General features: G+C 65.3%; 19 protein-coding genes. 5 read left to right on the top strand and 14 right to left on the bottom strand.

Annotated features, from left to right (window positions below):
• Nucleotides 1-51: 51 nt before the first annotated feature.
• A complete protein-coding gene (plsY, locus tag E4487_RS20100; RefSeq protein WP_037055037.1) occupies nt 52-621 on the bottom strand; it encodes a glycerol-3-phosphate 1-O-acyltransferase PlsY in 570 nt (189 codons plus the stop codon).
• A 75-nt stretch (nt 622-696) separates the two neighbouring features.
• On the opposite strand from plsY, the gene folB reads away from it, so the two are divergent.
• Entirely contained in the window at nt 697-1,053 is a 357-nt protein-coding gene (folB, locus tag E4487_RS20095; protein WP_037055034.1) for a dihydroneopterin aldolase, read from the top strand.
• Nucleotides 1,044-1,571: a 2-amino-4-hydroxy-6-hydroxymethyldihydropteridine diphosphokinase gene (gene folK / locus E4487_RS20090; RefSeq protein ID WP_175254209.1), complete on the top strand. Its 528-nt coding sequence runs from the start codon at nt 1,044-1,046 to the stop codon at nt 1,569-1,571. The genes folB and folK overlap by 10 nt, the downstream gene beginning before the upstream one ends.
• A gap of 117 nt (nt 1,572-1,688) precedes the next feature.
• Here the strand turns inward: folK and E4487_RS20085 are convergent, their stop codons facing one another.
• From E4487_RS20085 to E4487_RS20030, 12 genes are all read right to left on the bottom strand, one after another.
• Nucleotides 1,689-2,918, bottom strand: coding sequence for a multifunctional CCA addition/repair protein (locus E4487_RS20085; RefSeq protein WP_175254208.1), 1,230 nt, complete (start codon nt 2,916-2,918; stop codon nt 1,689-1,691).
• An 88-nt stretch (nt 2,919-3,006) separates the two neighbouring features.
• Entirely contained in the window at nt 3,007-3,519 is a 513-nt protein-coding gene (locus tag E4487_RS20080; protein ID WP_134676491.1) for a DUF4136 domain-containing protein, read from the bottom strand.
• 61 nt (nt 3,520-3,580) lie between these two features.
• Nucleotides 3,581-5,146: a SpoVR family protein gene (locus tag E4487_RS20075; protein ID WP_175254207.1), complete on the bottom strand. Its 1,566-nt coding sequence runs from the start codon at nt 5,144-5,146 to the stop codon at nt 3,581-3,583.
• Nucleotides 5,147-5,156: 10 nt separating this feature from the next.
• Nucleotides 5,157-6,428 (bottom strand): YeaH/YhbH family protein, encoded by a 1,272-nt coding sequence (locus E4487_RS20070; protein WP_037055025.1) that lies wholly within the window; start codon nt 6,426-6,428, stop codon nt 5,157-5,159.
• A 111-nt stretch (nt 6,429-6,539) separates the two neighbouring features.
• Entirely contained in the window at nt 6,540-8,462 is a 1,923-nt protein-coding gene (locus E4487_RS20065; RefSeq protein ID WP_037055023.1) for a PrkA family serine protein kinase, read from the bottom strand.
• A gap of 284 nt (nt 8,463-8,746) precedes the next feature.
• Nucleotides 8,747-9,076, bottom strand: coding sequence for a thiosulfate sulfurtransferase GlpE (gene glpE / locus E4487_RS20060; RefSeq protein WP_037055022.1), 330 nt, complete (start codon nt 9,074-9,076; stop codon nt 8,747-8,749).
• Nucleotides 9,077-9,117: 41 nt separating this feature from the next.
• A complete protein-coding gene (locus E4487_RS20055) occupies nt 9,118-9,936 on the bottom strand; it encodes a symmetrical bis(5'-nucleosyl)-tetraphosphatase (protein WP_175254206.1) in 819 nt (272 codons plus the stop codon).
• Complete coding sequence (apaG, locus tag E4487_RS20050) at nt 9,936-10,316, bottom strand: Co2+/Mg2+ efflux protein ApaG (RefSeq protein ID WP_037055019.1); 381 nt, start codon at nt 10,314-10,316, stop codon at nt 9,936-9,938. Before apaG ends, E4487_RS20055 begins: the two co-directional genes overlap by 1 nt.
• Before the next feature lie 29 nt (nt 10,317-10,345).
• Nucleotides 10,346-11,155 (bottom strand): 16S rRNA (adenine(1518)-N(6)/adenine(1519)-N(6))-dimethyltransferase RsmA, encoded by an 810-nt coding sequence (gene rsmA, locus E4487_RS20045; RefSeq protein ID WP_152489734.1) that lies wholly within the window; start codon nt 11,153-11,155, stop codon nt 10,346-10,348.
• Between the two features lie 117 nt (nt 11,156-11,272).
• The gene (gene pdxA, locus E4487_RS20040) at nt 11,273-12,283 is read right to left on the bottom strand and encodes a 4-hydroxythreonine-4-phosphate dehydrogenase PdxA (RefSeq protein WP_175254205.1); all 1,011 of its coding nucleotides are present in this window, start codon (nt 12,281-12,283) and stop codon (nt 11,273-11,275) included.
• A gap of 99 nt (nt 12,284-12,382) precedes the next feature.
• A complete protein-coding gene (locus E4487_RS20035) occupies nt 12,383-13,675 on the bottom strand; it encodes a peptidylprolyl isomerase (protein ID WP_150606763.1) in 1,293 nt (430 codons plus the stop codon).
• Nucleotides 13,656-16,499, bottom strand: a complete 2,844-nt coding sequence (locus tag E4487_RS20030; RefSeq protein ID WP_175254204.1) for an LPS-assembly protein LptD — start codon at nt 16,497-16,499, stop codon at nt 13,656-13,658. Before E4487_RS20030 ends, E4487_RS20035 begins: the two co-directional genes overlap by 20 nt.
• A 124-nt stretch (nt 16,500-16,623) precedes the next feature.
• On the opposite strand from E4487_RS20030, the gene E4487_RS20025 reads away from it, so the two are divergent.
• From E4487_RS20025 to E4487_RS20015, 3 genes are read left to right on the top strand one after another with little or no spacing between them, the layout of a single operon-like run.
• Complete coding sequence (locus tag E4487_RS20025) at nt 16,624-17,649, top strand: aminoglycoside phosphotransferase family protein (RefSeq protein WP_150606759.1); 1,026 nt, start codon at nt 16,624-16,626, stop codon at nt 17,647-17,649.
• A complete protein-coding gene (gene murU, locus E4487_RS20020; protein ID WP_175254203.1) occupies nt 17,646-18,317 on the top strand; it encodes an N-acetylmuramate alpha-1-phosphate uridylyltransferase MurU in 672 nt (223 codons plus the stop codon). Before E4487_RS20025 ends, murU begins: the two co-directional genes overlap by 4 nt.
• The gene (locus E4487_RS20015; RefSeq protein WP_037055004.1) at nt 18,317-19,075 is read left to right on the top strand and encodes a DnaJ domain-containing protein; all 759 of its coding nucleotides are present in this window, start codon (nt 18,317-18,319) and stop codon (nt 19,073-19,075) included. The genes murU and E4487_RS20015 overlap by 1 nt, the downstream gene beginning before the upstream one ends.
• Here E4487_RS20015 and E4487_RS20010 read toward each other — a convergent pair.
• Nucleotides 19,072-20,055, bottom strand: coding sequence for an alpha/beta hydrolase family protein (locus E4487_RS20010; RefSeq protein WP_175254202.1), 984 nt, complete (start codon nt 20,053-20,055; stop codon nt 19,072-19,074). The genes E4487_RS20015 and E4487_RS20010 overlap by 4 nt on opposite strands.
• Nucleotides 20,056-20,122 lie beyond the last annotated feature (67 nt).

Raw genomic sequence — 20,122 nt, 5'->3', positions numbered from 1 at the left:
GGTGTGCCCCGCAGGAGCAGCTTCAGCCGCGAACTCTTTCCTGCCGGTCGTTCAGAAACGGCGCTCGCGCCCGGCGAACAGATCGCGCAGGTTGTTGCGATGGCGCCAGACGATCAGGCCGGTCAGTACGCAGGCGGGCAGCAGGGCGGCGGGTTGTTGCCAGGCCAGCAGGGGCAGCGTCAGCGGTGTGGCGATCAGCGAGGCCAGCGAGCTGGTGCGGGTCAGCAGGAACACCAGGGCCCAGGCCGCCAGGGCGAGCAGTGCCGCGGGTGGGTAGAGCCCGAGTAACATGCCGGCGGCAGTGGCCACGCCCTTGCCGCCGCGAAAGCGGAAGTACAGCGGGTACAGGTGGCCGACCACCGCAGCCAGGCCGATCCAGGCTTGCTGGTGCAGGCCGAGGCCCAGCAGCTTGGCGATCAGGATCGGCAGCAGGCCCTTGAGCAGGTCGCCGATCAGGGTCATGACGGCGAGCTTCCTGCCAGCCACCCGCAACATGTTGGTGGCGCCGGGGTTGCCCGAGCCGCTGGCGCGCGGGTCAGGGCCGCCTGCGAGGCGACTGAGCAGGATGGCGAAGGACAACGAGCCGAGCAGATAGGCGAGGATCGCCAGAAGCCAGAACATGGTGGCCATTCCAGGGCATGGGGTGGGCCGATTCTAACGAGGTACGGCGCCCTTGTCGTGGCGCGGAGAGTGTGGGTGGACAGAGTATTTATCGAGGGGCTGGAGGTCGACACGGTGATCGGCGCCTACGATTGGGAGCGCGAGATTCGCCAGTGCCTGCTGCTGGATCTGCACATGGCCTGGGACAACCGCCCGGCTGCGGCCGGTGACGACCTCAACCTGGCGCTCGACTACGCCAGCGTTTCCACGCGCATTCAGGCGTTCGCCGCCGAGTCGCAGTTCATCCTGGTGGAAACCTTCGCCGAACGCCTGGTGCAGACCCTGATGGCCGAGTTCGACATTCCCTGGATACGCCTGAAGCTGACCAAGCCCGGCGCCGTGCCGGCGGCGCGTGGTGGCGTGGGTGTGGAGATCGAGCGCGGATGTCTCTGACTCGGGTCTTTCTCGGTCTCGGTAGCAATATCGAGCGCGAGACGCATCTCGTCGCCGGGCTCGAGGCGCTGGCCGCAATGCTCGGCAACATGCGCTGCTCGCCCGTGTTCGAGAGCCATGCCGTGGGCATCAAGAGCGGCAATTTCTTCAACCTGGTGGTGGCCGGGGACACCGAGCTGCCGCTGCTGGAACTGGACCGCCGGCTGAAGTTCATCGAAGCCGACAACGGTCGCTATGCCCCGGACCGCAAGGGCTTGCCGCTGGATATCGACGTGCTGCTGTATGGCGAGCAGGTGGGCAACTTCAACGGCCTGATCCTGCCGCGTGCCGAGATTCTCAAGAATGCCTTCGTGCTCTGGCCGCTGGCGCTGCTGGCTCCCGAGACCTGCCACCCGCTCGACGGCCGCTCGTTCGCCGAGCTCTGGGGCTCGGCGCAGATCGACCAGCAGCTCTGGCCGGCCGCCTTCCAGTGGCGTGACAGCGCGCTGACACCGGCCGAACTGCTGGCGTCCGCGTAGCACCGAACCCGGCTGCAAGTGCCTGGAGATGCCGTGCCTTGAGGCTACGGCGGGCGTTCGGTCGTAGCCGAATGGAATCCGCGACCTGCTCGCATGCCGCCCCGGATTGCATCCGGGCTAGGCTTGCTCGCGTTCCTTGTAGGCCTTGAGTGCGTTAAGGCGTTCGCGATTGAGCGCTTCACCCAGTTCAGCACCCTTGTAGCCCTTCTCCAGCAACGGCTTCACCGCTACCTGGCGCGCGACTTCGGCAGCGCCCAGCAGGTAGGCGGCCTGCGGATAGTCGCGTTGCTCCAGGCCCAGGCGCCCGCGTGCGTCCATCTCGCAGGCCGCGACGAATTCGGCGAAACGTTGCGGGCGGCGGAACACATCGAAGCGTTGCAGCAGCTCCAGCAGTGTCGAGGCGCGCAGTTCCCGCGCACGGTGGCCATGGGTATGGAACTCGCCAACCAGCAAGGCCAGCTCGGCGCAGTCGCGCGGCACCTTGCAGCGTTCGTTGATCGCCTGGATCAGGTTCAGCCCCAGGTGCTCATGGGCGATATGCCGTGGCCATTGCTCGGCCGGCGTCAGGCCCTTGCCGACATCGTGCAGCAGGCTGGCCCAGCGCACGCTCAGCGGCTGCTCATGCTCGGCACACTGTTGCAGCACGCTGAGTACGTGCACGCCGGTGTCGATCTCCGGGTGGTGCGCGGCTGGTTGCGGCACGCCGAACAGGGCGTCGACCTCAGGCAGCAGGGCCGCGAGGGCGCCGCAGTCACGCAGTACCTGGACGAACACATCCGGGCGCGGCTCCATCAGGGCGCGGGAAATTTCCTTCCAGCTGCGCTCGGCGGTGAGGTGCGCCAGTTCGCCGGATTCGGCCAGCTGGCGCATCAGGGCCAGGGTCTCCTCCGCCACGCTGAAGCCCAGTGGCGCATAGCGTGCGGCGAAACGGGCGACGCGCAGGACCCGCAGCGGATCTTCGGCGAAGGCCGGGGAAACGTGGCGCAGTACGCGCGCGGCAAGATCCCGCTGACCGCCGTAGGGGTCGAACAGCGTACCCTGATCGTCCTCGGCCATGGCGTTGATGGTCAGGTCGCGGCGGATCAGGTCCTCTTCCAGGGTGACGTCGGGGCTGGCATGAAAGGTGAAACCGCCGTAACCGCGCCCGCTCTTGCGCTCGGTGCGGGCCAGGGCATATTCCTCCCCGCTCTGCGGGTGGAGGAATACCGGGAAGTCCTCGCCGACCGGCCGATAGCCGAGCGCGAGCATCTGCTCGGCATCGGCGCCGACCACCACCCGGTCGATATCGGTGACCGGTCGCCCGAGCAGGCGGTCGCGCACGGCGCCGCCGACTTTGTAGATCTGCATGTCTGATCCTCCACTGAGCGCAGAGGATATCGAAGATTGGCCCGGGCTGCGTGGGCCCGAGCCGATTGGCTGCTGCTTGCGGCGCTGCCTATGGCGTGGCCAGGGGGATCTGCTCGGTCAGCGCCTGGGTGGCACGCTCCAGCAGCTCGGCGCTGTCGTGCGCCGGGCTCAGCCCGGTGCTGATCACGCCTTCCCAGAGGATGTCACCGTCCAGGTCGGTCAGACGCAGGCGCAGCACGCCGGTCTCGTCACGCAGGCGATGCATGGCCTGGTACGGGCCCAGAGGGTTGGGCGCAGGCGTGTCGACCTTGAACGTCAGCGGGCTGTCCTGCACGGCCAGCCAGTAGTAGACGCGCAGCTGGGGTGGACGGCTCTGGTGATAGCCGCGGGCGGACAGGCCGTGACGCAGCAGCTGAGGCAACTGGCGATAGCGCTCGGGAAAGGGAGGCTCACCCTCCAGGCTGCGCTGTGGGTCGATCAGTTCGTAGCTGTGTTGCCCGGCGAGCGAGGCATCGGCCGGGCTGAGGATGCGCGCCTGCGGCACGTGGCTGGCGCAGGTGGCCAGCCCCAGGCACAACAGGAGCACCAGAAAGATTCGCATGCGCTGTCTCTCGCGGAGTCTGCCTGCGATGCTGGTATCTGCTGCGATCTTCGGCAACCGATCAAATGGGTGGTATCACCAGATCCAGACGTGGGTACTCGCTGTCCCCCTCGGCGCTGCTGCGTGGCGGCACGTGCTGGGTGGTGATCAGCTGGTCGCCCTGGCAGACCTCCAGGTGGATATCGAAGCCCCACAGCCTGTGCAGGTGCTTGAGCACTTCCTCGGTGGAATCGCCCAGTGGCTTGCGGTCGTGCTGCTGGTGGCGCAGGGTCAGCGAGCGGTCGCCGCGCCGGTCGATGTTCCAGATCTGCACGTTGGGCTCGCGGTTGCCCAGGTTGTACTGCGCGGCGAGCAGTTCGCGGATGGTGCGGTAGCCGGACTCGTCGTGAATGGCCGGCACCAGCAACTCGTCCTTCTGGTCGTCGTCGAGGATGCCGAACAGCTTGAAGTCGCGGATCACCTTGGGCGAGAGGAACTGCAGGATGAAGCTCTCGTCCTTGAAGCTGGTCATGGCGAACTTGACGGTGGTCAGCCAGTCGCTGCCGGCGATGTCGGGGAACCAGTGCTTGTCCTCGTCGGTGGGCTCCTCGCAGATGCGGCGAATGTCACGGTACATGGCGAAGCCCAGGGCATAGGGGTTGATGCCGCTGTAGTAGGGGCTGTCGAATGGCGGCTGGTAGACCACGCTGGTGTGCGACTGCAGGAACTCCATCATGAAGCCGTCGGTGACCAGGCCCTCGTCGTACAGGTCGTTCATCAGCGTGTAGTGCCAGAAGGTGGCCCAGCCTTCGTTCATCACCTGGGTCTGGCGTTGCGGGTAGAAGTACTGGGCGATCTTGCGCACGATGCGGATCACCTCGCGCTGCCAGGGCTCCAGCAGTGGCGCGTGTTTCTCCAGGAAGTAGAGGATGTTTTCCTGCGGTTCGGCCGGGAAGCGTTTGCTGTCTTTCTCGCCGCCTTTGTCGGCGCTGCGCGGGATGGTGCGCCAGAGGTCGTTGATCTGTTTCTGCAGGTGCTCTTCGCGGTCCTTCTGGCGCTTGCGCTCCTCCTCGGCGGAGATCGGATAGGGCCGCTTGTAGCGGTCGACGCCGTAGTTCATCAGGGCATGGCAGGAGTCGAGCAGCTCCTCCACCGCGTCGATGCCGTAGCGCTCCTCGCACTGCATGATGTACTGCTTGGCGAACACCAGGTAATCGATGATCGAGCTGGCATCGGTCCAGGTGCGGAACAGGTAGTTGCCCTTGAAGAAGCTGTTGTGGCCGTAGCAGGCATGGGCGATCACCAGCGCCTGCATGCAGATGGTGTTCTCCTCCATCAGGTAGGCGATGCACGGGTCGGAGTTGATCACGATCTCGTAGGCCAGGCCCATCTGCCCGCGCTTGTAGCCTTTCTCGGTGGCGAGGAAGTGCTTGCCGTAGGACCAGTGGTGGTAGCCCAGCGGCATGCCGACCGAGGCGTAGGCATCCATCATCTGTTCGGCGGTGATGACTTCGATCTGGTTCGGGTAGGTGTCCAGCGCATAGCGTTCAGCGATGCGCGAGATTTCGCGGTCATAGGCGCGAATCAGCTCGAAGGTCCATTCCGAACCGGTGGACAGCGGTTCACGTTTCTTGGCAGTGGCACTCATGACTCGGCCCTCAGCTCACCAGACGACGCTGGAAGAGTTCGCGGAACACCGGGTAGATGTCCGCTGCGGAAACCAGTTGCTGCTGGGCGAAGCTGTCGGCGAACGCCTCGGCCACTTGCTCGTACTCGAACCACAGCGCCTGGTGCTCGCGTGGGGTGATCTCGACGTAGGTGAAGTACTGCACGAACGGCATGATCTGATTGATCAATATATCCCGGCAGATCGGCGAATCATCGTTCCAGTTGTCGCCGTCCGACGCCTGGGCGGCGTAGATGTTCCACTCGTTGATCGGGTAGCGCTCGGCCATCACTTCCTGCATCAGTTTCAGGGCGCTGGAGACGATGGTGCCGCCTGTCTCGCGGGAATAGAAGAACTCCTCCTCGTCCACTTCCTTGGCACTGGTGTGGTGGCGGATGAACACCACGTCGATCTTGTCGTAGTTGCGCTTGAGGAACAGGTACAGAAGGATGAAGAAGCGCTTGGCGATGTCCTTGGTGGCCTGGGTCATGGAGCCGGACACGTCCATCAGGCAGAACATCACGGCCTTGGAGCTGGGGTTGGGCTGCTTGGTCAGCAGGTTGTACTTGAGGTCGAAGGTGTCGAGGAAGGGCACGCGGTGGATGCGCGCGCTGAGGCGCTCGATCTCCGCCTCCACTTCCTGGATGTCGCCGAAGTTGTCCGGTTCTTCGCGGCGCAGGCGCTCCAGTTCGGCCTTGGCCTCGCGCAGCTTGGCGCGGCTTGAGCCGGATAGCGCGATGCGCCGGGCGTGGGCCGAGCGCAGGGTACGCACGATGTTGATGCGCGACGGATTGCCTTCGTTGCTGATGCCGGCGCGGACGGTCTTGAAGGTTTCGGCCCCGGTGAGGTGGCGCTTGACCAGGTTGGGCAGTTCCAGGTCCTCGAACATGAAGTCGAGAAACTCCTCCTGGGTGATCTGGAAGACGAACTCGTCCATGCCCTCGCCGGAGTTGCTCGCCTTGCCGCTGCCACGACCGCCTCCACCGCCCTGCGGCCGGGGGATGCGTTCGCCGGTGGTGAATTCCTTGTTGCCGGGGTGGACGATGGTCTGCTTGCCACCGCGCCCATGGTGCAGCACCGGCTCGTCGATGTCGCGGCCGGGAATGCTGATCTGCTCGCCATGCTCCATGTCGGTGATGGAGCGCCGGCTGACGGCTTCCTCCACCGCCTTCTTGATGTGCTCACGGTAACGCCGCAGGAAACGCTGGCGGTTCACCGTGCTCTTGTTCTTGCCATTCAGGCGCCGGTCGATCACATAGCTCATAGGCCCCTCCGGGGCTGCTTCAAGCTGCAAGCCACAAGCTGCAAGCAAGCGCCGGGCGACCAGCGCTTGCGTTCGTTCCGCCAGCTCGAAGCCTGGCGCTTGCCGCTGCCGTTATTGCGATTTGCGAACCCGAAGGTACCACTCCGACAGCAGGCGCACCTGCTTCTCGGTGTAGCCACGCTCGACCATGCGTTTGACGAAGTCGTTGTGCTTCTGCTGTTCCTCCTTGCTGCCCTTGGCGTTGAAGCTGATGACCGGGAGCAGGTCCTCGGTGTTGGAGAACATCTTCTTCTCGATGACCACACGCAGCTTCTCGTAGCTGAGCCAGGTGGGGTTCTTGCCGTTGTTGTTGGCACGGGCGCGCAGCACGAAGTTGACGATTTCGTTGCGGAAATCCTTCGGATTGCTGATGCCCGCCGGCTTCTCGATTTTCTCCAGCTCCTCGTTGAGGGCCACGCGATTGAGGATTTCGCCGGTTTCCGGATCGCGGTACTCCTGGTCCTGAATCCAGAAGTCGGCGTACAGCACGTAGCGGTCGAAGATGTTCTGGCCGTACTCGCTGTAGGACTCCAGGTAGGCGGTCTGGATCTCCTTGCCGATGAACTCGATATAGCGCGGCGCCAGGTATTCCTTGATGTAGCGCAGGTAGCGCTCGCGCACTTCGGCCGGGAACTGTTCCTGCTCGATCTGCTGCTCCAGCACGTAGAGCAGGTGCACCGGGTTGGCGGCCACCTCGTGCGGGTCGAAGTTGAACACCTTGGAGAGAATCTTGAAGGCGAAGCGCGTCGACAGGCCGTTCATGCCCTCGTCGACACCGGCGGCGTCGCGGTATTCCTGGATCGACTTGGCTTTCGGGTCGGTGTCCTTGAGGTTCTCGCCGTCGTAGACGCGCATCTTCGAGTAGATGTTGGAGTTTTCCGGCTCCTTCAGGCGGCTGAGCACAGAGAACTGGGCGAGCATCTTCAGAGTGTCCGGCGCGCAGTGGGCCTTGGCCAGCGAACTGTTGATCAGCAGCTTGTCGTAGATGCGCACCTCATCGCTGACGCGCAGGCAGTAGGGCACCTTGACGATATAGATGCGGTCTATGAAGGCCTCGTTGTTCTTGTTGTTGCGGAAGCTGTGCCACTCGGACTCGTTGGAGTGGGCCAGCAGGATGCCGCTGTAGGGAATGGCGCCGAGGCCCTCGGTGCTGTTGTAGTTGCCCTCCTGGGTGGCGGTGAGCAGCGGGTGCAGCACCTTGATCGGTGCCTTGAACATCTCGACGAACTCCATCAGGCCCTGGTTGGCCCGGCACAGCGCGCCCGAGTAGCTGTAGGCGTCGGCGTCGTTCTGCGGGAAGTCCTCCAGCTTGCGGATGTCCACCTTGCCGACCAGCGCGGAGATGTCCTGGTTGTTCTCGTCGCCCGGCTCGGTCTTGGCCACGGCGATCTGGTTGAGGATCGACGGGTAGAGCTTGACCACGCGGAACTGGCTGATGTCGCCGCCGAATTCCTGCAGGCGCTTGGTCGCCCAGGGCGACATGATCGAGCTGAGGTAGCGGTGCGGGATGCCGTAGTCCTCCTCGAGGATCGCGCCGTCCTCGGTGGCATTGAACAGCCCCAGGGGCGATTCGAATACCGGTGAGCCCTTGATGGCGTAGAAGGGCACCTTCTCCATCAGTTGCTTGAGCTTTTCGGCCAGCGACGACTTGCCGCCGCCCACCGGGCCCAGCAGGTAGAGGATCTGTTTCTTCTCTTCCAGGCCCTGCGCCGCGTGGCGGAAGTAGGAGACGATCTGGTCGATGCACTCTTCCATGCCGTGGAAGTCGGCGAAGGCCGGGTAACGACGGATGACCTTGTTGGAAAAGATTCTGGACAGTCGCGAGTTGCTCGAGGTGTCGAGCAGCTCGGGTTCGCCGATGGCCATCAGCAGGCGCTCGGCCGCAGTGGCGTAGGCGCTGCGATCCTGCTTGCACAGTTCGAGGTACTCCTGCAGCGAGTACTCCTCCTGGCGGGTCGCCTCGAAACGCTGTTGGAAGTGACTGAAAATACTCATGACTTCACCTCGCTCGATGCTGAAAGCTGGCTCGGGATCGGTCGTGCGTACAGGTGCTGGGTAACCCCGGCTCAGAGACAAGTCGGGAAGAATCCCCCAAAACCTAAAAGTCGTTACCGATGGCCCGATGCCGGTTGACCGGCTCTACCTTCAGTGGGATGGCCTGAGTAACAGGATAGTTCGTTCTGCGAATGGTCAAGGGCGGGACAACGATAACTGAATGTTACCGTGCCTCGGGAAGTGGCGGCAGGCCAGAGCGGGCGGGGCTTGCCGCTGGGCGAAATTTATTCTTCGACGCTTTGCGCGGTTTCGTCCGGGTAGGTGGCGCGCCACAGCTCGAAACCACCGTCGAGGCTGTAGACGTCGGAGAAGCCCTGGCCGACCAGATAGGCGGCGGCGCCCTGGCTGGAGTTGCCGTGGTAGCAGGAGACGATCAGCGGTGCATCCAGGTCTGCATGGGTGATGAAGTCATGCAGGGAGTGGTTGTCCAGGTGACGCGAGCCGCTGATGTGGCCGTTGGCGAAGCTGTGCGGGTCGCGGATGTCGACCACCACGGCGCCCTGGGCGCGCAGTTCTTGTGCCTGTTGCGGGGAGATTCGCTTGAATTCGCTCATGTTCGGGGCCTTTGCGTGATTCGTGGGAGCGCTGCTGGCGCTCATGCCTTGGGGCAGGTGCAGCGATGGAGTTCGCCGCTGTCGACGTCGAGCAGGGTCATCGCACCGCCCCAGACGCAGCCGGTGTCGAGGGCATGCAGGCCGGGTTCCCGGCAGTTGCCTTCCAGTGCGGCCCAGTGGCCGAAGATGATCTTCTCGCCGCGCATCTTGCGCTGTGGATGGCTGAACCAGGGGGCGAAGCCGGGGGGCGCATTGCCGATGCCTTCCTTGGTCTTCAGGTCCAGGGTGCCGTCGGCGGTGCAGAAGCGCATGCGGGTGAAGTAGTTGGTGATCACCCGCAGGCGCGTCACGCCACTCAGCTCCCGGTTCCACTTTGCCGGCTCGTTGCCGTACATGCCGTCGAGAAACAGCGGCAGGCGCGCGTCATCGCGCAGGACTTCCTCGACCTCGGCCGCGCGGCGCAGGGCCTTGCTCAGGGTCCATTGCGGCGGAATGCCGGCATGCACCAGGGTGACCTGGCGTTCGGCGTCGTGGTGTACCAGTTTCTGCAGGCGCAGCCAGTCGAGCAGGTCGGCGCGGTCCGGGGCGTCGAGGATCTCGCGCAGGGTGTCGCCCTTCTTCAGGCGCTCGATATTGTGCGCCACGGCCAGCAGGTGCAGGTCATGGTTGCCCAGGACGCAGGTCACGGCCTGGCGGATGCTATAGAGGAAACGCAGGGTCTCCAGCGACTGCGGGCCACGGTTGACCAGGTCGCCGACCAGCCAGAGGCGGTCCCTGGTCGGGTCGAAGGCGACTCGTTCGAGCAGGCATTGCAGCGGTTTCAGGCAGCCCTGCAGATCACCCACGGCATACACGGCCATCAGTGCAGGGCTCCCGGCATTGCCAGGCGGAAGGGGGCGATGATGGCGTCGAAGCGTTTGCCGTCCTCGGCGAGCATCTGGTAGCTGCCCTGCATGGTACCCACCTGCGTGGCCATGACCGTGCCACTGCTGTAGGTGTGGCTGGCGCCCGGCGCGATGTGCGGCTGCTGGCCGATGACGCCGGCGCCGCGCACTTCCTGCACGCGGCCGTCGCCGTCGGTGATGATCCAGTGGCGCGACAGCAGCTGCGCCGGCAACTCGCCGTTATTGACGATGGTCACCTTGTAGGAGAACGCGTACCGGCTCTGCTCCGGCTGCGATTGCGCGGGCAGGTAGCGAGTGGTGACGCTGACGTCGATCTGATAACGAGGGTCGGACATGCAGGAAACCCGTTGAGCGTGATTGCAGTTTAGTCCTGAGCCGCGCCGGGCTGCAGGGCCAGCTGGTCGGCCAGGCGGACGAAGGCGGCCAGGTCCAGCTGTTCGGGGCGCAGGCTGCCGTCCACCCCGGCGGCCTCGATGGCCTCGGCCGGCAGCAGCTGCTTGAGCGTGTTGCGCAGGGTCTTGCGGCGCTGGTTGAAGGCCTCGCGGACGACGCGCTCCAGCAGGCGATGATCCTTGGCCGGGTGCGGCAAGGTCTCATGCGGGACCAGGCGCACGATGGCCGAGTCGACCTTCGGCGGCGGATTGAAGGCGCCGGGGCCGACGTTGAACAGATGCTCCACGCGGCAGTGGTACTGCACCATGATCGACAGGCGGCCCCAGTCACCGCCGCCAGGACCGGCGGCCATGCGCTCGACCACTTCCTTCTGCAGCATGAAGTGCATGTCGCGAATCAGTGGCGCGTTGTCCAGCAGGTGGAAAATCAGCGGCGTAGAGATGTTGTAGGGCAGGTTGCCAACCACGCGCAGGCTGTGCGGCGCGGCCTCGAGGCGGGAAAAGTCGAACTTCAGCGCATCGCCCTGATTCAGGCGAAAGCGCGGGTTGTCGCCGAACTTGTTCTGCAGGATGGGAATCAGGTCGAGGTCCAGCTCGATCACATCGAGTTGCGCGCCGCTGCCCAGCAGGCCTTCGGTCAGGGCGCCCTGGCCCGGGCCGATCTCCAGCAGGCGCTCGCCTTCCTTGGCGCGGATGGCGCGCAGGATACGGTCGATCACGCCGGCATCATGCAGGAAGTTCTGGCCGAAGCGCTTGCGCGCGCGGTGTTGGTATTCGGACATGGAGCAGCTCCAGGCTTCAAGCTGCAAGCGTCAAGCAAGAGCGTAAAGCGAAAAGGTAAAGAGGAGAAGCTTATCAGCTGGGGCCGCCCCCGGCATCCATGCGGACGGCTTGAGCCTTCAACTTGCAGCTTGTGGCTTGCCGCCCCTGGCTGCTGCCATCTGGTAGGCAGTTTGCAGGGCAACCTGCAGGCTGCCGATGTCCACCTTGCCAGTGCCGGCCAGGTCGAGCGCGGTGCCATGGTCCACCGAGGTGCGGATGATCGGCAGCCCCAGGGTGACGTTCAGCGCGGCGCCGAAGCCCTTGAACTTGAGCACCGGCAGGCCCTGATCGTGATACATGGCCAGCACCGCGTCGGCCTGGTCCAGGTACTTGGGGGTAAACAGGGTGTCGGCTGGCAACGGGCCGATGAGGTTCATGCCCTCGGCACGCAGGCGCTGCAGCGTCGGCTCGATGATGTCGATCTCCTCGCGGCCCAGGTGGCCGCCTTCGCCGGCGTGCGGATTGAGCCCGCAGACCAGGATGCGCGGCGCGGCGATGCCGAACTTGCTGCACAGGTCGGCGTGCAGGATGCGGGTGACACGCTCCAGGCGCTCCGCGGTGATCGCGGCCGCGACATCCTTGAGCGGCAGGTGGGTGGTGACCAGGGCCACGCGCAGGCCGTGGGTCGCCAGCATCATCACCACCTGCGAGGTCTGGGTGAGGTCGGCGAGAAACTCGGTGTGGCCGGAGAAGGCGATGCCCGCCTCGTTGATCACGCCCTTGTGCACGGGGGCCGTGATCATCCCGGCGAAGGTGCCATCCAGGCAGCCCTGGGCTGCGCGGGTGAGGGTCTGCAGGACATAGCCGGCGTTGGCGGGTGCCAGCTTGCCCGGTTCTGCGGCGACAGCCAGGGGCGTGTCCCAGACATACAGGCTGCCCGCCGCTGCGGGAGCGTCCGGCCAGCGCTGCGGCTCGACCGCCAGCAGCTCGATGGACAGGCCCAGCTGCCTGGCGCGCTCGGCCAGCAGTTCACGGCTGGCGATCGCCACCAGTGGCGCCGGTTGCGCCTCGCGTGCCAGCAGCAGGCAGAGGTCGGGGCCGATGCCGGCTGGCTCGCCTGGGGTGAGGGCAAAGCGGGGGAGCGTCATGGCGGATCTCTGTGCGGGCGACGGGGCGTCAGTGTACGCCGCCGGGCCGATAACGAAAAAGCCCGGCACAGGGCCGGGCTCGTTCAGACAGCGTCGCTGTTACAGCTTGGTCTCGACGTAGGCTTCGTCGCGGATCTGGCGCAGCCAGGCCTGCAGCTCTTCGTCGTACTTGCGGTTGCGCAGCAGGTTGGCGGCCTGTTGCTCACGGAACTGCTCGCTGGTGTCGGTAGCGCGACGGCCCAGCACCTGCAGCACGTGCCAGCCGTAGGGGCTCTTGAACGGCTTGGACAGTTCGCCGCTCGGCGTGTCGTTCATGACCTTGCGGAACTCGGGCACCAGCGCGTTCGGGTCGATCCAGTTGAGGTCGCCACCGTTGAGGGCGGAACCCGGATCTTCCGAGAAGTTCTTCGCCAGTTCGGCGAAGTCTTCGCCCGCGAGGATGCGCTGATAGAGACGCTCTACCAGGCGACGGGTCTCGGCTTCGCTGCGGATCTCGCTCGGTTTGATCAGGATGTGGCGCACATGCACTTCGTCACGTACCTGGGTGTCACCACCACGCTTCTCGGTCAGCTTGAGGATGATGAAGCCGCCGGGCGTACGTACCGGCTCGGTCACTTCGCCCGGGTTGAGGGCGCTGACCATGCTATCGAACGGTGGCGGCAGCTGGCCGGCCTTGCGCCAGCCCATCTCGCCGCCTTCCAGGGCGTTCTCGCTGGCCGAGCGAGCCACGGCCAGCTGGGCGAAGTCCGCACCCTGTTGCAGTTGCTGATACAGCTCCTGCGCCTGGCGGTCGGCGGCCTGGATCTCGTTGGACGATGCGCCTTCGGATACCGGAATGAGGATGTTGGCCAGGCGGAATTCTTCCGACAGCTGCATCTTGCCCAGGTCGGAGGCGAGGAAGTTCTGCACTTCCTGGTCGGTGACCTGGATGCGCTCGGCGACGCGACGCTGGCGTACGCGGCTGATGATCATCTCGCGGCGCACCTGGTCACGGGCGTCGTCGTAGGACAGGCCGTCGCGCGCCAGTGCCTGGCGGAACTGCTCCAGGGACATGCCGTTGCGCTGGGCGATGGTGCCCATGGCCTGGTTCAGCTCCTCGTCGGTGATGCGAATGCCGGAGCGTTCGCCGATCTGCAGCTGAATGTTCTCGATGATCAGGCGCTCGAGCACCTGCTGGCTGAGCACGTGCTCGGGCGGCAGGGTGCCGCCACGCTTGTCGATGGTCTGCTGGACTTCACGCAGACGCGCGTCGAGCTGGCTCTGCATGACCACGTCGTTGTCGACGATGGCCACGACGCGATCCAGCGGGCGAACCTGGGCCTGAGCCGTTGCCGCCAGCAGTGCTGCGCCCAACAGCAGGGGGCGCAGGCAATCAGAAAGCTTGGTCTTCACGTTCACGGTAACCTTGAATGCCTTGGTCGAGGAAAGATTCCACCTTGTTGCCTACGACGCCGCCGAGGCCCTTGAGGACGATCTGCAGGAAGATGCCGCGGTCCGCCTCGTCGTTGCGCGAGGGGTCGAGGCTGACTTCGTCGTAGTCGATCCAGTAGCGGTTGATCAGGCGCAGCTTCCAGCAGCAACTGTCGTACTCGAAACCACCGAAGGCTTCGAGGGTGCGGTTGCGGCCGTAGTCGTACTGCCAGCGCGAGATCAGGCTCCACTGCGGAGCCAGCGGCCAGATGACGGAGAAGTCATGCTGGTCGATCTTGTAGTAGTCCTTGATGTAGTTCGGGTTCGGCGTGCCATTGGCAAGGGTCGGGTTGCCGTAGTCCGGGTTGGTGGTCCAGGTGCCGCTGTCACGGTCGTAGCGCACGGTGTCGTTACGATAGCGGTAGCCGAAGTTGACCACCTTGTTCGGGTTGGCCTCAGGCTGGTAGTGGAACATCGCGCTGCCCGAGCGGGTCGCGTGCTGGTCCGGGTCCCAGTTGAAGGTCGAGGCGAAGCGCCAGTCGCGGTTGAAGCGATACAGGTACTCCAGGGCGTACGGCGAGACGTCGGCGGTCGACTCGGCGCGGGCGCGGTAATCGATACCGGCCAGCTGTACCTTGCGGTCTTCGAAATAGAAGGCCTGGCCGATACTGACACGCTGGCGCTCGAAACCGTTCGGCTCGATCCAGCGGCTGGTCAGGCCCAGCGACAGCTTGTTCTCGTCACCGATGCGGTCCTTGCCACTGAAGCGGTTCTCGCGCCACAGCGAGGCGTAGCTGAAGGTCGGTTCGCCGGTGTCGAAGATCGGGATGTCGGTCTGGTCTTCTTCCGGTACGTAGAGGTAGAACGCACGTGGCTCCAGGGTCTGGCTGAATTCCTTGCCGAACAGCTGGGTGTTGCGGTCGAAGTACAGGCCGCTGTCGACACTGAACAGGCCGACGCCTCGGCTTGGCGAACGCTTGTAGTCCACGCCAAACCACTGGCGATTCGGATCGTTGAGAGCGTTTGTCGCGCCAGCAATCTGCGATCTGCCCAGGCCGTCCAGGTCCACCTGGTATTGCGTGTGCAGGTACTTGACCTGAGGCTTGAGGAAGCCCCAGCTCCAGTTCAGCGGCAGGCTGACGCCCGGCTCCAGGTGCAGGCGCTCGCCATCGGCACGGTTCAGGCCGGTCAGGCGCGCGTCGTACCAGAGGTCCTGCGGCCGGCCGGTCAAACCGTCCTTGTCGATGAAGTAGCCCGAACGCAGGTTGCGGTCGAAGCGTACGTACTCGGTGCCGTAGGTGAAGTCGAGACCGCCCGGGTTGAAGGGCAGCTTGCCGTCCAGGGTGATCTGCGGCAGGCGGTCGTACGGCGTCACGTCGGTGATGTTGGCCAGCTCGTACGCATGCAGGTTCAGGCGTGCACGGTAGCTGTCACCGCGATAGGTCAGGGTGCCACGCTGGTTGACGTAGGTCTGCTTGTCGATACCCAGGTCGGTATCCAGATCCTGGAAGTAGTAGGGGTCGCTGATATCGGTGTAGTCGACTTCAGCCAGCAGGCGCGAATTCAGGCCCTGCTTGTGCTGCCAGCTGTACATCCAGCGCTGGTCTTCGTACTCGGACTGCAGCTTGCGCTCGTCTTCGCTGTCGTTCAGCCAGGCGCCGCCGACCTGACCCTCGCTGCTTTCCGTCAGGTAGCGGAACTCGCCTTCCATCAACAGGCCGCGCTTGGCCATGTAGGTGGGGTACAGGGTGGCGTCGTAGTTCGGCGCAAGGTTGAAGTAGTAGGGCGTCTGCAACGCAAAACCGTTGCTGCTCGAGCTGCCGAGGCTGGGCGGCAGGAAGCCGGACTGGCGACGGTCGTCGATCGGGAAGTAGATATACGGTGTATAGAACACCGGGATGTCCTTGACCCGCAGCGTCACGTTGGTCGCAGTACCGAAACCGGTCGCCGGGTTCAGCGTGATGTTGTTGCCTTTCAGGTGCCAGGCATTGTCACCCGGCTCGCAGCGGGTGTAGGTGCCGTCCTTGAGGCGGATGATCGCGGTCTCTTCGCGCTTGGCGTAGAGCGCGCTGCCGCGTACGTGAGCCTGATGCATGACGTACTCGGCGTTGTCGATCTTGGCTTCGCCGTTGTCGAGTTGCAGTTCGGCGCGGTCACCGACGACCAGCGTACCCTTGTCGCGCAGGCGTACGTTGCCGACCAGTTCGCCACGGTTTTCCGTCTGGTGCAGGCTGGCCTCGTTGGCTTCGACCTGCAGGCCGGACTGGCGCAGCACCACGTCGCCAGCGAGGGTGGCGATCTGCTTTTCCTGCTCGAAGCGCGAGGCCTTGGCCGACACGTACATCGGCGCTTCGTCCAGCGGCGTGGTGTCATCCATGCCCGGGCGCAAGGGCTCGACATAGGCGCCTGCGCAGTACGGACCGGCTTCGGCCAGCTGCGCGGCGGTCAACTTGTCACGCGGGACCCAGTCCAGGTGGCTGTAGTCGGCACTGCGCGAGGCGAGTGCGCGGCCCGCGCTTTCGGTGACCAGCACCACGGCGGCGTCCTGCTTGGCGACAGCCTCGCTGGTCGTACCTGCGGTCGTGCCAGCAGTCGCGCTGACCGCGTTGCGGCTGTGCTGCGGGCGAGGTGGCAGGGCACTGGTGGCTGTCTTCGGCGCACAGGCCCAGCCGCCCGCAGGCGACACCTGGCAATCGTATTGCTCGGCGGCAAAGGACTGTAGGCTGAACACGGGCTGTAGGGCCAGAAAGCTGCCGGTAACCAGCAGTGGAAATTTCTTGCGGAACGCGGGGTGTTTTACTGCCATCTTGTTAGTCCGGGCTTCCTGCGCGCTATCGGCCCGGGGGCCGCACGCCTCTCGATGGGCTGAAAAAGATGCTGGATAATAAAGCATGACCCGCGCAACGGCTAGCGCCGTCGGAGACCCCTTGATGTCTGAACACGATGTACGTCTGCAACAACTGCACGCCTGGCTCGCCGGGCAACTGCCAAAGCTGTTCGCCGAGCGCGGCTGGGGAGCGGTACCGCCCGCCGAGCTGAGCCCCGCCAGCAGCGACGCCAGCTTCCGGCGTTACTTTCGCTGGCAGGCGGGCGAGCGCAGCCTGATCCTGATGGATGCGCCGCCCCCTCAGGAGAACTGCACGCCCTTCGTGCGTATCGCCGGATTGCTGGCCAGCGCCGGCGTCCATGTGCCGCAGGTACTGGCGGCCGATATCGAGCAGGGCTTCCTGATTCTCGATGATCTGGGGCGGCAGACCTATCTGGATGTGATCGACCCGGACAACGCCGATGCGCTGTTCGACGATGCCATCGAGGCGCTGCTGCTGCAGCAGCGCCTGCCGCTCGACCAGGACCTGCCACATTACGACGAGGCCTTGTTGCGCCGGGAGTTGCAGCTGTTTCCCGAGTGGTACGTGCAGCGGCAGCTGGGGCGCGAGTTCACTGCCGAGCAGGAGGCCGCCTGGCAGCGCATCAGCCGCTGCCTGATTGACAGTGCCCTGGCGCAGCCCAAGGTGCTGGTGCACCGCGACTTCATGCCGCGCAACCTGATGCAGAGCAGTCCCAACCCCGGGGTGCTGGATTTTCAGGATGCGGTCTACGGTCCGGTGACCTACGACATCACCTGCCTGTTCAAGGATGCCTTCCTCAGTTGGCCCGAGGCGCGTGTGCAGGCCTGGCTGGAGGGCTACTGGGAGCGGGCGCGGGCGGCCGGCATTCCGGTGCAGGCGTCGCTGGAGGATTTCCTGCGTGCCAGTGACCTGATGGGCGTGCAGCGTCACCTCAAGGTCATCGGTATCTTCGCGCGCATCTGCCACCGCGACGGCAAACCCAAGTACCTCGCCGATGTGCCGCGCTTCTTCGCTTACATCCAGGCGGTGCTGGCACGCCGGCCGGAGCTGGCCGAACTCGGCGAGCTGTTCGCCAGCCTGGAGTCCGTGGAGGCCGTGGGCGCATGAAAGCGATGATTCTGGCCGCAGGCAAGGGGGAACGACTGCGCCCGTTGACGCTGCACACGCCGAAGCCGCTGGTGCGTGCGGCCGGCGTGCCGTTGATCGAGTATCACCTGCGTGCGCTGGCGGCTGCCGGTTTCAACGAGCTGGTGATCAACCACGCCTGGCTCGGCCAGCAGATCGAGGACCATCTCGGCGACGGCTCGCGCTTTGGCGTGAGCATCCGCTATTCGCCGGAAGGCGAGCCGCTGGAGACCGGCGGCGGTATCTTCAAGGCCTTGCCGTTGCTGGGTGATGAGCCGTTCCTGGTGGTCAATGGCGATATCTTCACCGACTACGCCTTCGCCCAGTTGCGCAAGCCGCTGGCCGGGCTGGCTCATCTGGTGCTGGTGGACAATCCCGAACACCACCTGCAGGGCGACTTCCTCCTGGCTGACGGACAGGTCTCTGACGGCCAGGGGGCTGGCGAACGTCTCACCTACAGCGGGCTGGCGGTGCTCAGTCCACAGCTGTTCGAGGGCTGTGAGCCGGGGGCGTTCAAGTTGGCACCGTTGCTGCGCCAGGCGATGGCGCGAGGGCTGGTCAGTGGCGAGCGACATGCGGGGCGCTGGATCGATGTCGGCACGCATGAGCGTCTGGCCGACGTCGAGCGCGTGCTGCAGGAGTCGCCCTAGTGCTGTGGCCGGCCACTCTGCTCGGTGCGGCGGCGGGGCTTGCCCTCGCCAGCATTCCCGGCGCGTTGCTGGGTGGCCTGCTTGGCCAGGTGCTGGATCGACGCCTGCGTCTGCAGGGGTGGGACAACCTGCGTGAGCGCCTTGGCCGCGCTACGCCTGGCGACGACCAGCTGTTGTTCCTGATGCTCGGGCGCCTGGCCAAGAGTGACGGGCGGGTGGTGCAGAGTCACATCCAGCAGGCCCGTTCGGAAATGCAGCGCCTGGGCCTGGACGAGGCGGGCCAGCGCCGCGCCATCGAGTCCTTCGCGCGCGGCAAGACCGGGCGTGACAACCTGCGCACGCCGCTGCAGCGTCAGCGCGAGCGGGCCGATGCGCTGTTGCGGGCCTGCTGGCGCATGGCCTGGGTCGACGGGCGGGTGTCGCCCAGCGAGCACGAGCTGATCCTGCTGTGGGGCAAGTGGCTCGGCTGGGACAGTGCACGCCTGGAGCGCCTGGGCGAGGAGTATGCGCCGCGCCGCAGCCAGCAGCCGGCCCCGGCGGGTGGCAGCTACCAGGAGGCGCTGCGCCTGCTCGGGGTCAGCGAGAGCAGCGAGCCCGAGCAGATCAAGCGCGCCTATCGTCGTCTGCTCAGTCGCCATCACCCGGACAAACTGGCCGGTTCCGGCGCCTCGCCAGAGCGGATTCGCGAAGCGACCGAGACCACGCGCCAGCTGCATCAGGCCTATGCGCTGATTCGTCAGCGCCGGGACCTGCGCTAGCCGCCGCTGGCACGGATGTGCAGTTGCAGCCAGCCGCGCAGGCGGCGGTACAGCTGTTCGTCCTGCACGGCCAGGTTGCCCGGCAGGGCCTTCATCGCCACCTGTATATAGGTGGGCAGCTTGGCGCGCTTGCTGGCCTGCAGGCGTTTCAGGGCGGCGCTGCGTTCGCTGGCCCGGTCCTTGTAGTAGAAGTCGCCGGTGGCCACGGGCAGCTCCGGCACCAGTTCATCCAGTGGCGGTGCGAACCCGGCGGGTAGCTCGGCTGCCACCATCAGCAGGTTGTGCACGTTGGCCGGCTTGCGCTCGTTGAGATAGCGCGCTGCCCAGTACGCCCCGCTGCCATGGCCGAGCAGCACGATCTCCTTGGCCTGGCGTTGTTCGGCGAAGGCGATCGCGGCATCGATGCGCGCCATGACGCGCTCGACATGCTTCTGCCGTCGTTGCTCCGGGCTGATCTCGGGGGCTGCCGCACCTTCTGCCGGCTGGACGCTGTCGGGAGTGGCCGGCTCGGTGCTCGGCGACGTTTCCGTGCCGTCTGCCGCCGGTGGGGTCGTTTCTGTGGCTTCATCGCGCAGGGGAACGGGGTCGCCATCCGGGTCCGGCAGGGTGAGGCTCAGGCTGTGCCAGCCCGCATCGGGGAACTTGCGCCGCAACGGGCCGACGGCGGCCGCGCCGTCGGCGTTTTCCACGTCACCGGGCACCAGGATCACGACGCCACTGGGCTCTCCGACGTTGGCCGGGAGCCACAGTGCCAGGAAGCTTTCGTCGCCGGCCTGCAGCATCTGCTGCTCGCGCTTGTCCAGGCGTTGTTCCAGGGCCAGTGCTTCGCTGACGCTGCGTTCCGGCAGGGCCGGGCGCTCGTTGCCGGGCCCGGCGCCCTCGGGATTTTCGCTTGCCGCTGCATCGGTGGTTTCCTGTGCCCAGGTCGCGGGGCTGCAAGACAGGCAGAGTCCGAGCAGAAAGAGAGAGAGGGGACGCATCGTTCGAGCTCCTGATGATCTGCTACAGAGCCTAATGCCGGGCTCCGCTTTTGTCAGGCGACGGCTG

It is taken from the genome of Pseudomonas sp. BMW13, from assembly GCF_013357275.1.
GTDB lineage: Bacteria > Pseudomonadota > Gammaproteobacteria > Pseudomonadales > Pseudomonadaceae > Aquipseudomonas > Aquipseudomonas khazarica.
Note: the sequence above shows the minus strand (reverse complement) of the source record. Positions and strands in the feature narration are given on the sequence as shown.

Coding starts and splice junctions, on each gene's coding strand:
- plsY (WP_037055037.1), bottom strand. CDS start 621: ATGTTCTGGCTTCTGGCGATCCTCGCCTATCTGCTCGGCTCGTTGTCC.
- E4487_RS20080 (WP_134676491.1), bottom strand. CDS start 3,519: ATGCGAATCTTTCTGGTGCTCCTGTTGTGCCTGGGGCTGGCCACCTGC.
- E4487_RS20030 (WP_175254204.1), bottom strand. CDS start 16,499: ATGGCAGTAAAACACCCCGCGTTCCGCAAGAAATTTCCACTGCTGGTT.
- E4487_RS20010 (WP_175254202.1), bottom strand. CDS start 20,055: ATGCGTCCCCTCTCTCTCTTTCTGCTCGGACTCTGCCTGTCTTGCAGC.
- E4487_RS20085 (WP_175254208.1), bottom strand. CDS start 2,918: ATGCAGATCTACAAAGTCGGCGGCGCCGTGCGCGACCGCCTGCTCGGG.
- rsmA (WP_152489734.1), bottom strand. CDS start 11,155: ATGTCCGAATACCAACACCGCGCGCGCAAGCGCTTCGGCCAGAACTTC.
- E4487_RS20055 (WP_175254206.1), bottom strand. CDS start 9,936: ATGGCCGTGTATGCCGTGGGTGATCTGCAGGGCTGCCTGAAACCGCTG.
- E4487_RS20070 (WP_037055025.1), bottom strand. CDS start 6,428: ATGAGCTATGTGATCGACCGGCGCCTGAATGGCAAGAACAAGAGCACG.
- E4487_RS20025 (WP_150606759.1), top strand. CDS start 16,624: ATGTCTGAACACGATGTACGTCTGCAACAACTGCACGCCTGGCTCGCC.
- E4487_RS20065 (WP_037055023.1), bottom strand. CDS start 8,462: ATGAGTATTTTCAGTCACTTCCAACAGCGTTTCGAGGCGACCCGCCAG.
- glpE (WP_037055022.1), bottom strand. CDS start 9,076: ATGAGCGAATTCAAGCGAATCTCCCCGCAACAGGCACAAGAACTGCGC.
- apaG (WP_037055019.1), bottom strand. CDS start 10,316: ATGTCCGACCCTCGTTATCAGATCGACGTCAGCGTCACCACTCGCTAC.
- pdxA (WP_175254205.1), bottom strand. CDS start 12,283: ATGACGCTCCCCCGCTTTGCCCTCACCCCAGGCGAGCCAGCCGGCATC.
- folK (WP_175254209.1), top strand. CDS start 1,044: ATGTCTCTGACTCGGGTCTTTCTCGGTCTCGGTAGCAATATCGAGCGC.
- E4487_RS20075 (WP_175254207.1), bottom strand. CDS start 5,146: ATGAGTGCCACTGCCAAGAAACGTGAACCGCTGTCCACCGGTTCGGAA.
- murU (WP_175254203.1), top strand. CDS start 17,646: ATGAAAGCGATGATTCTGGCCGCAGGCAAGGGGGAACGACTGCGCCCG.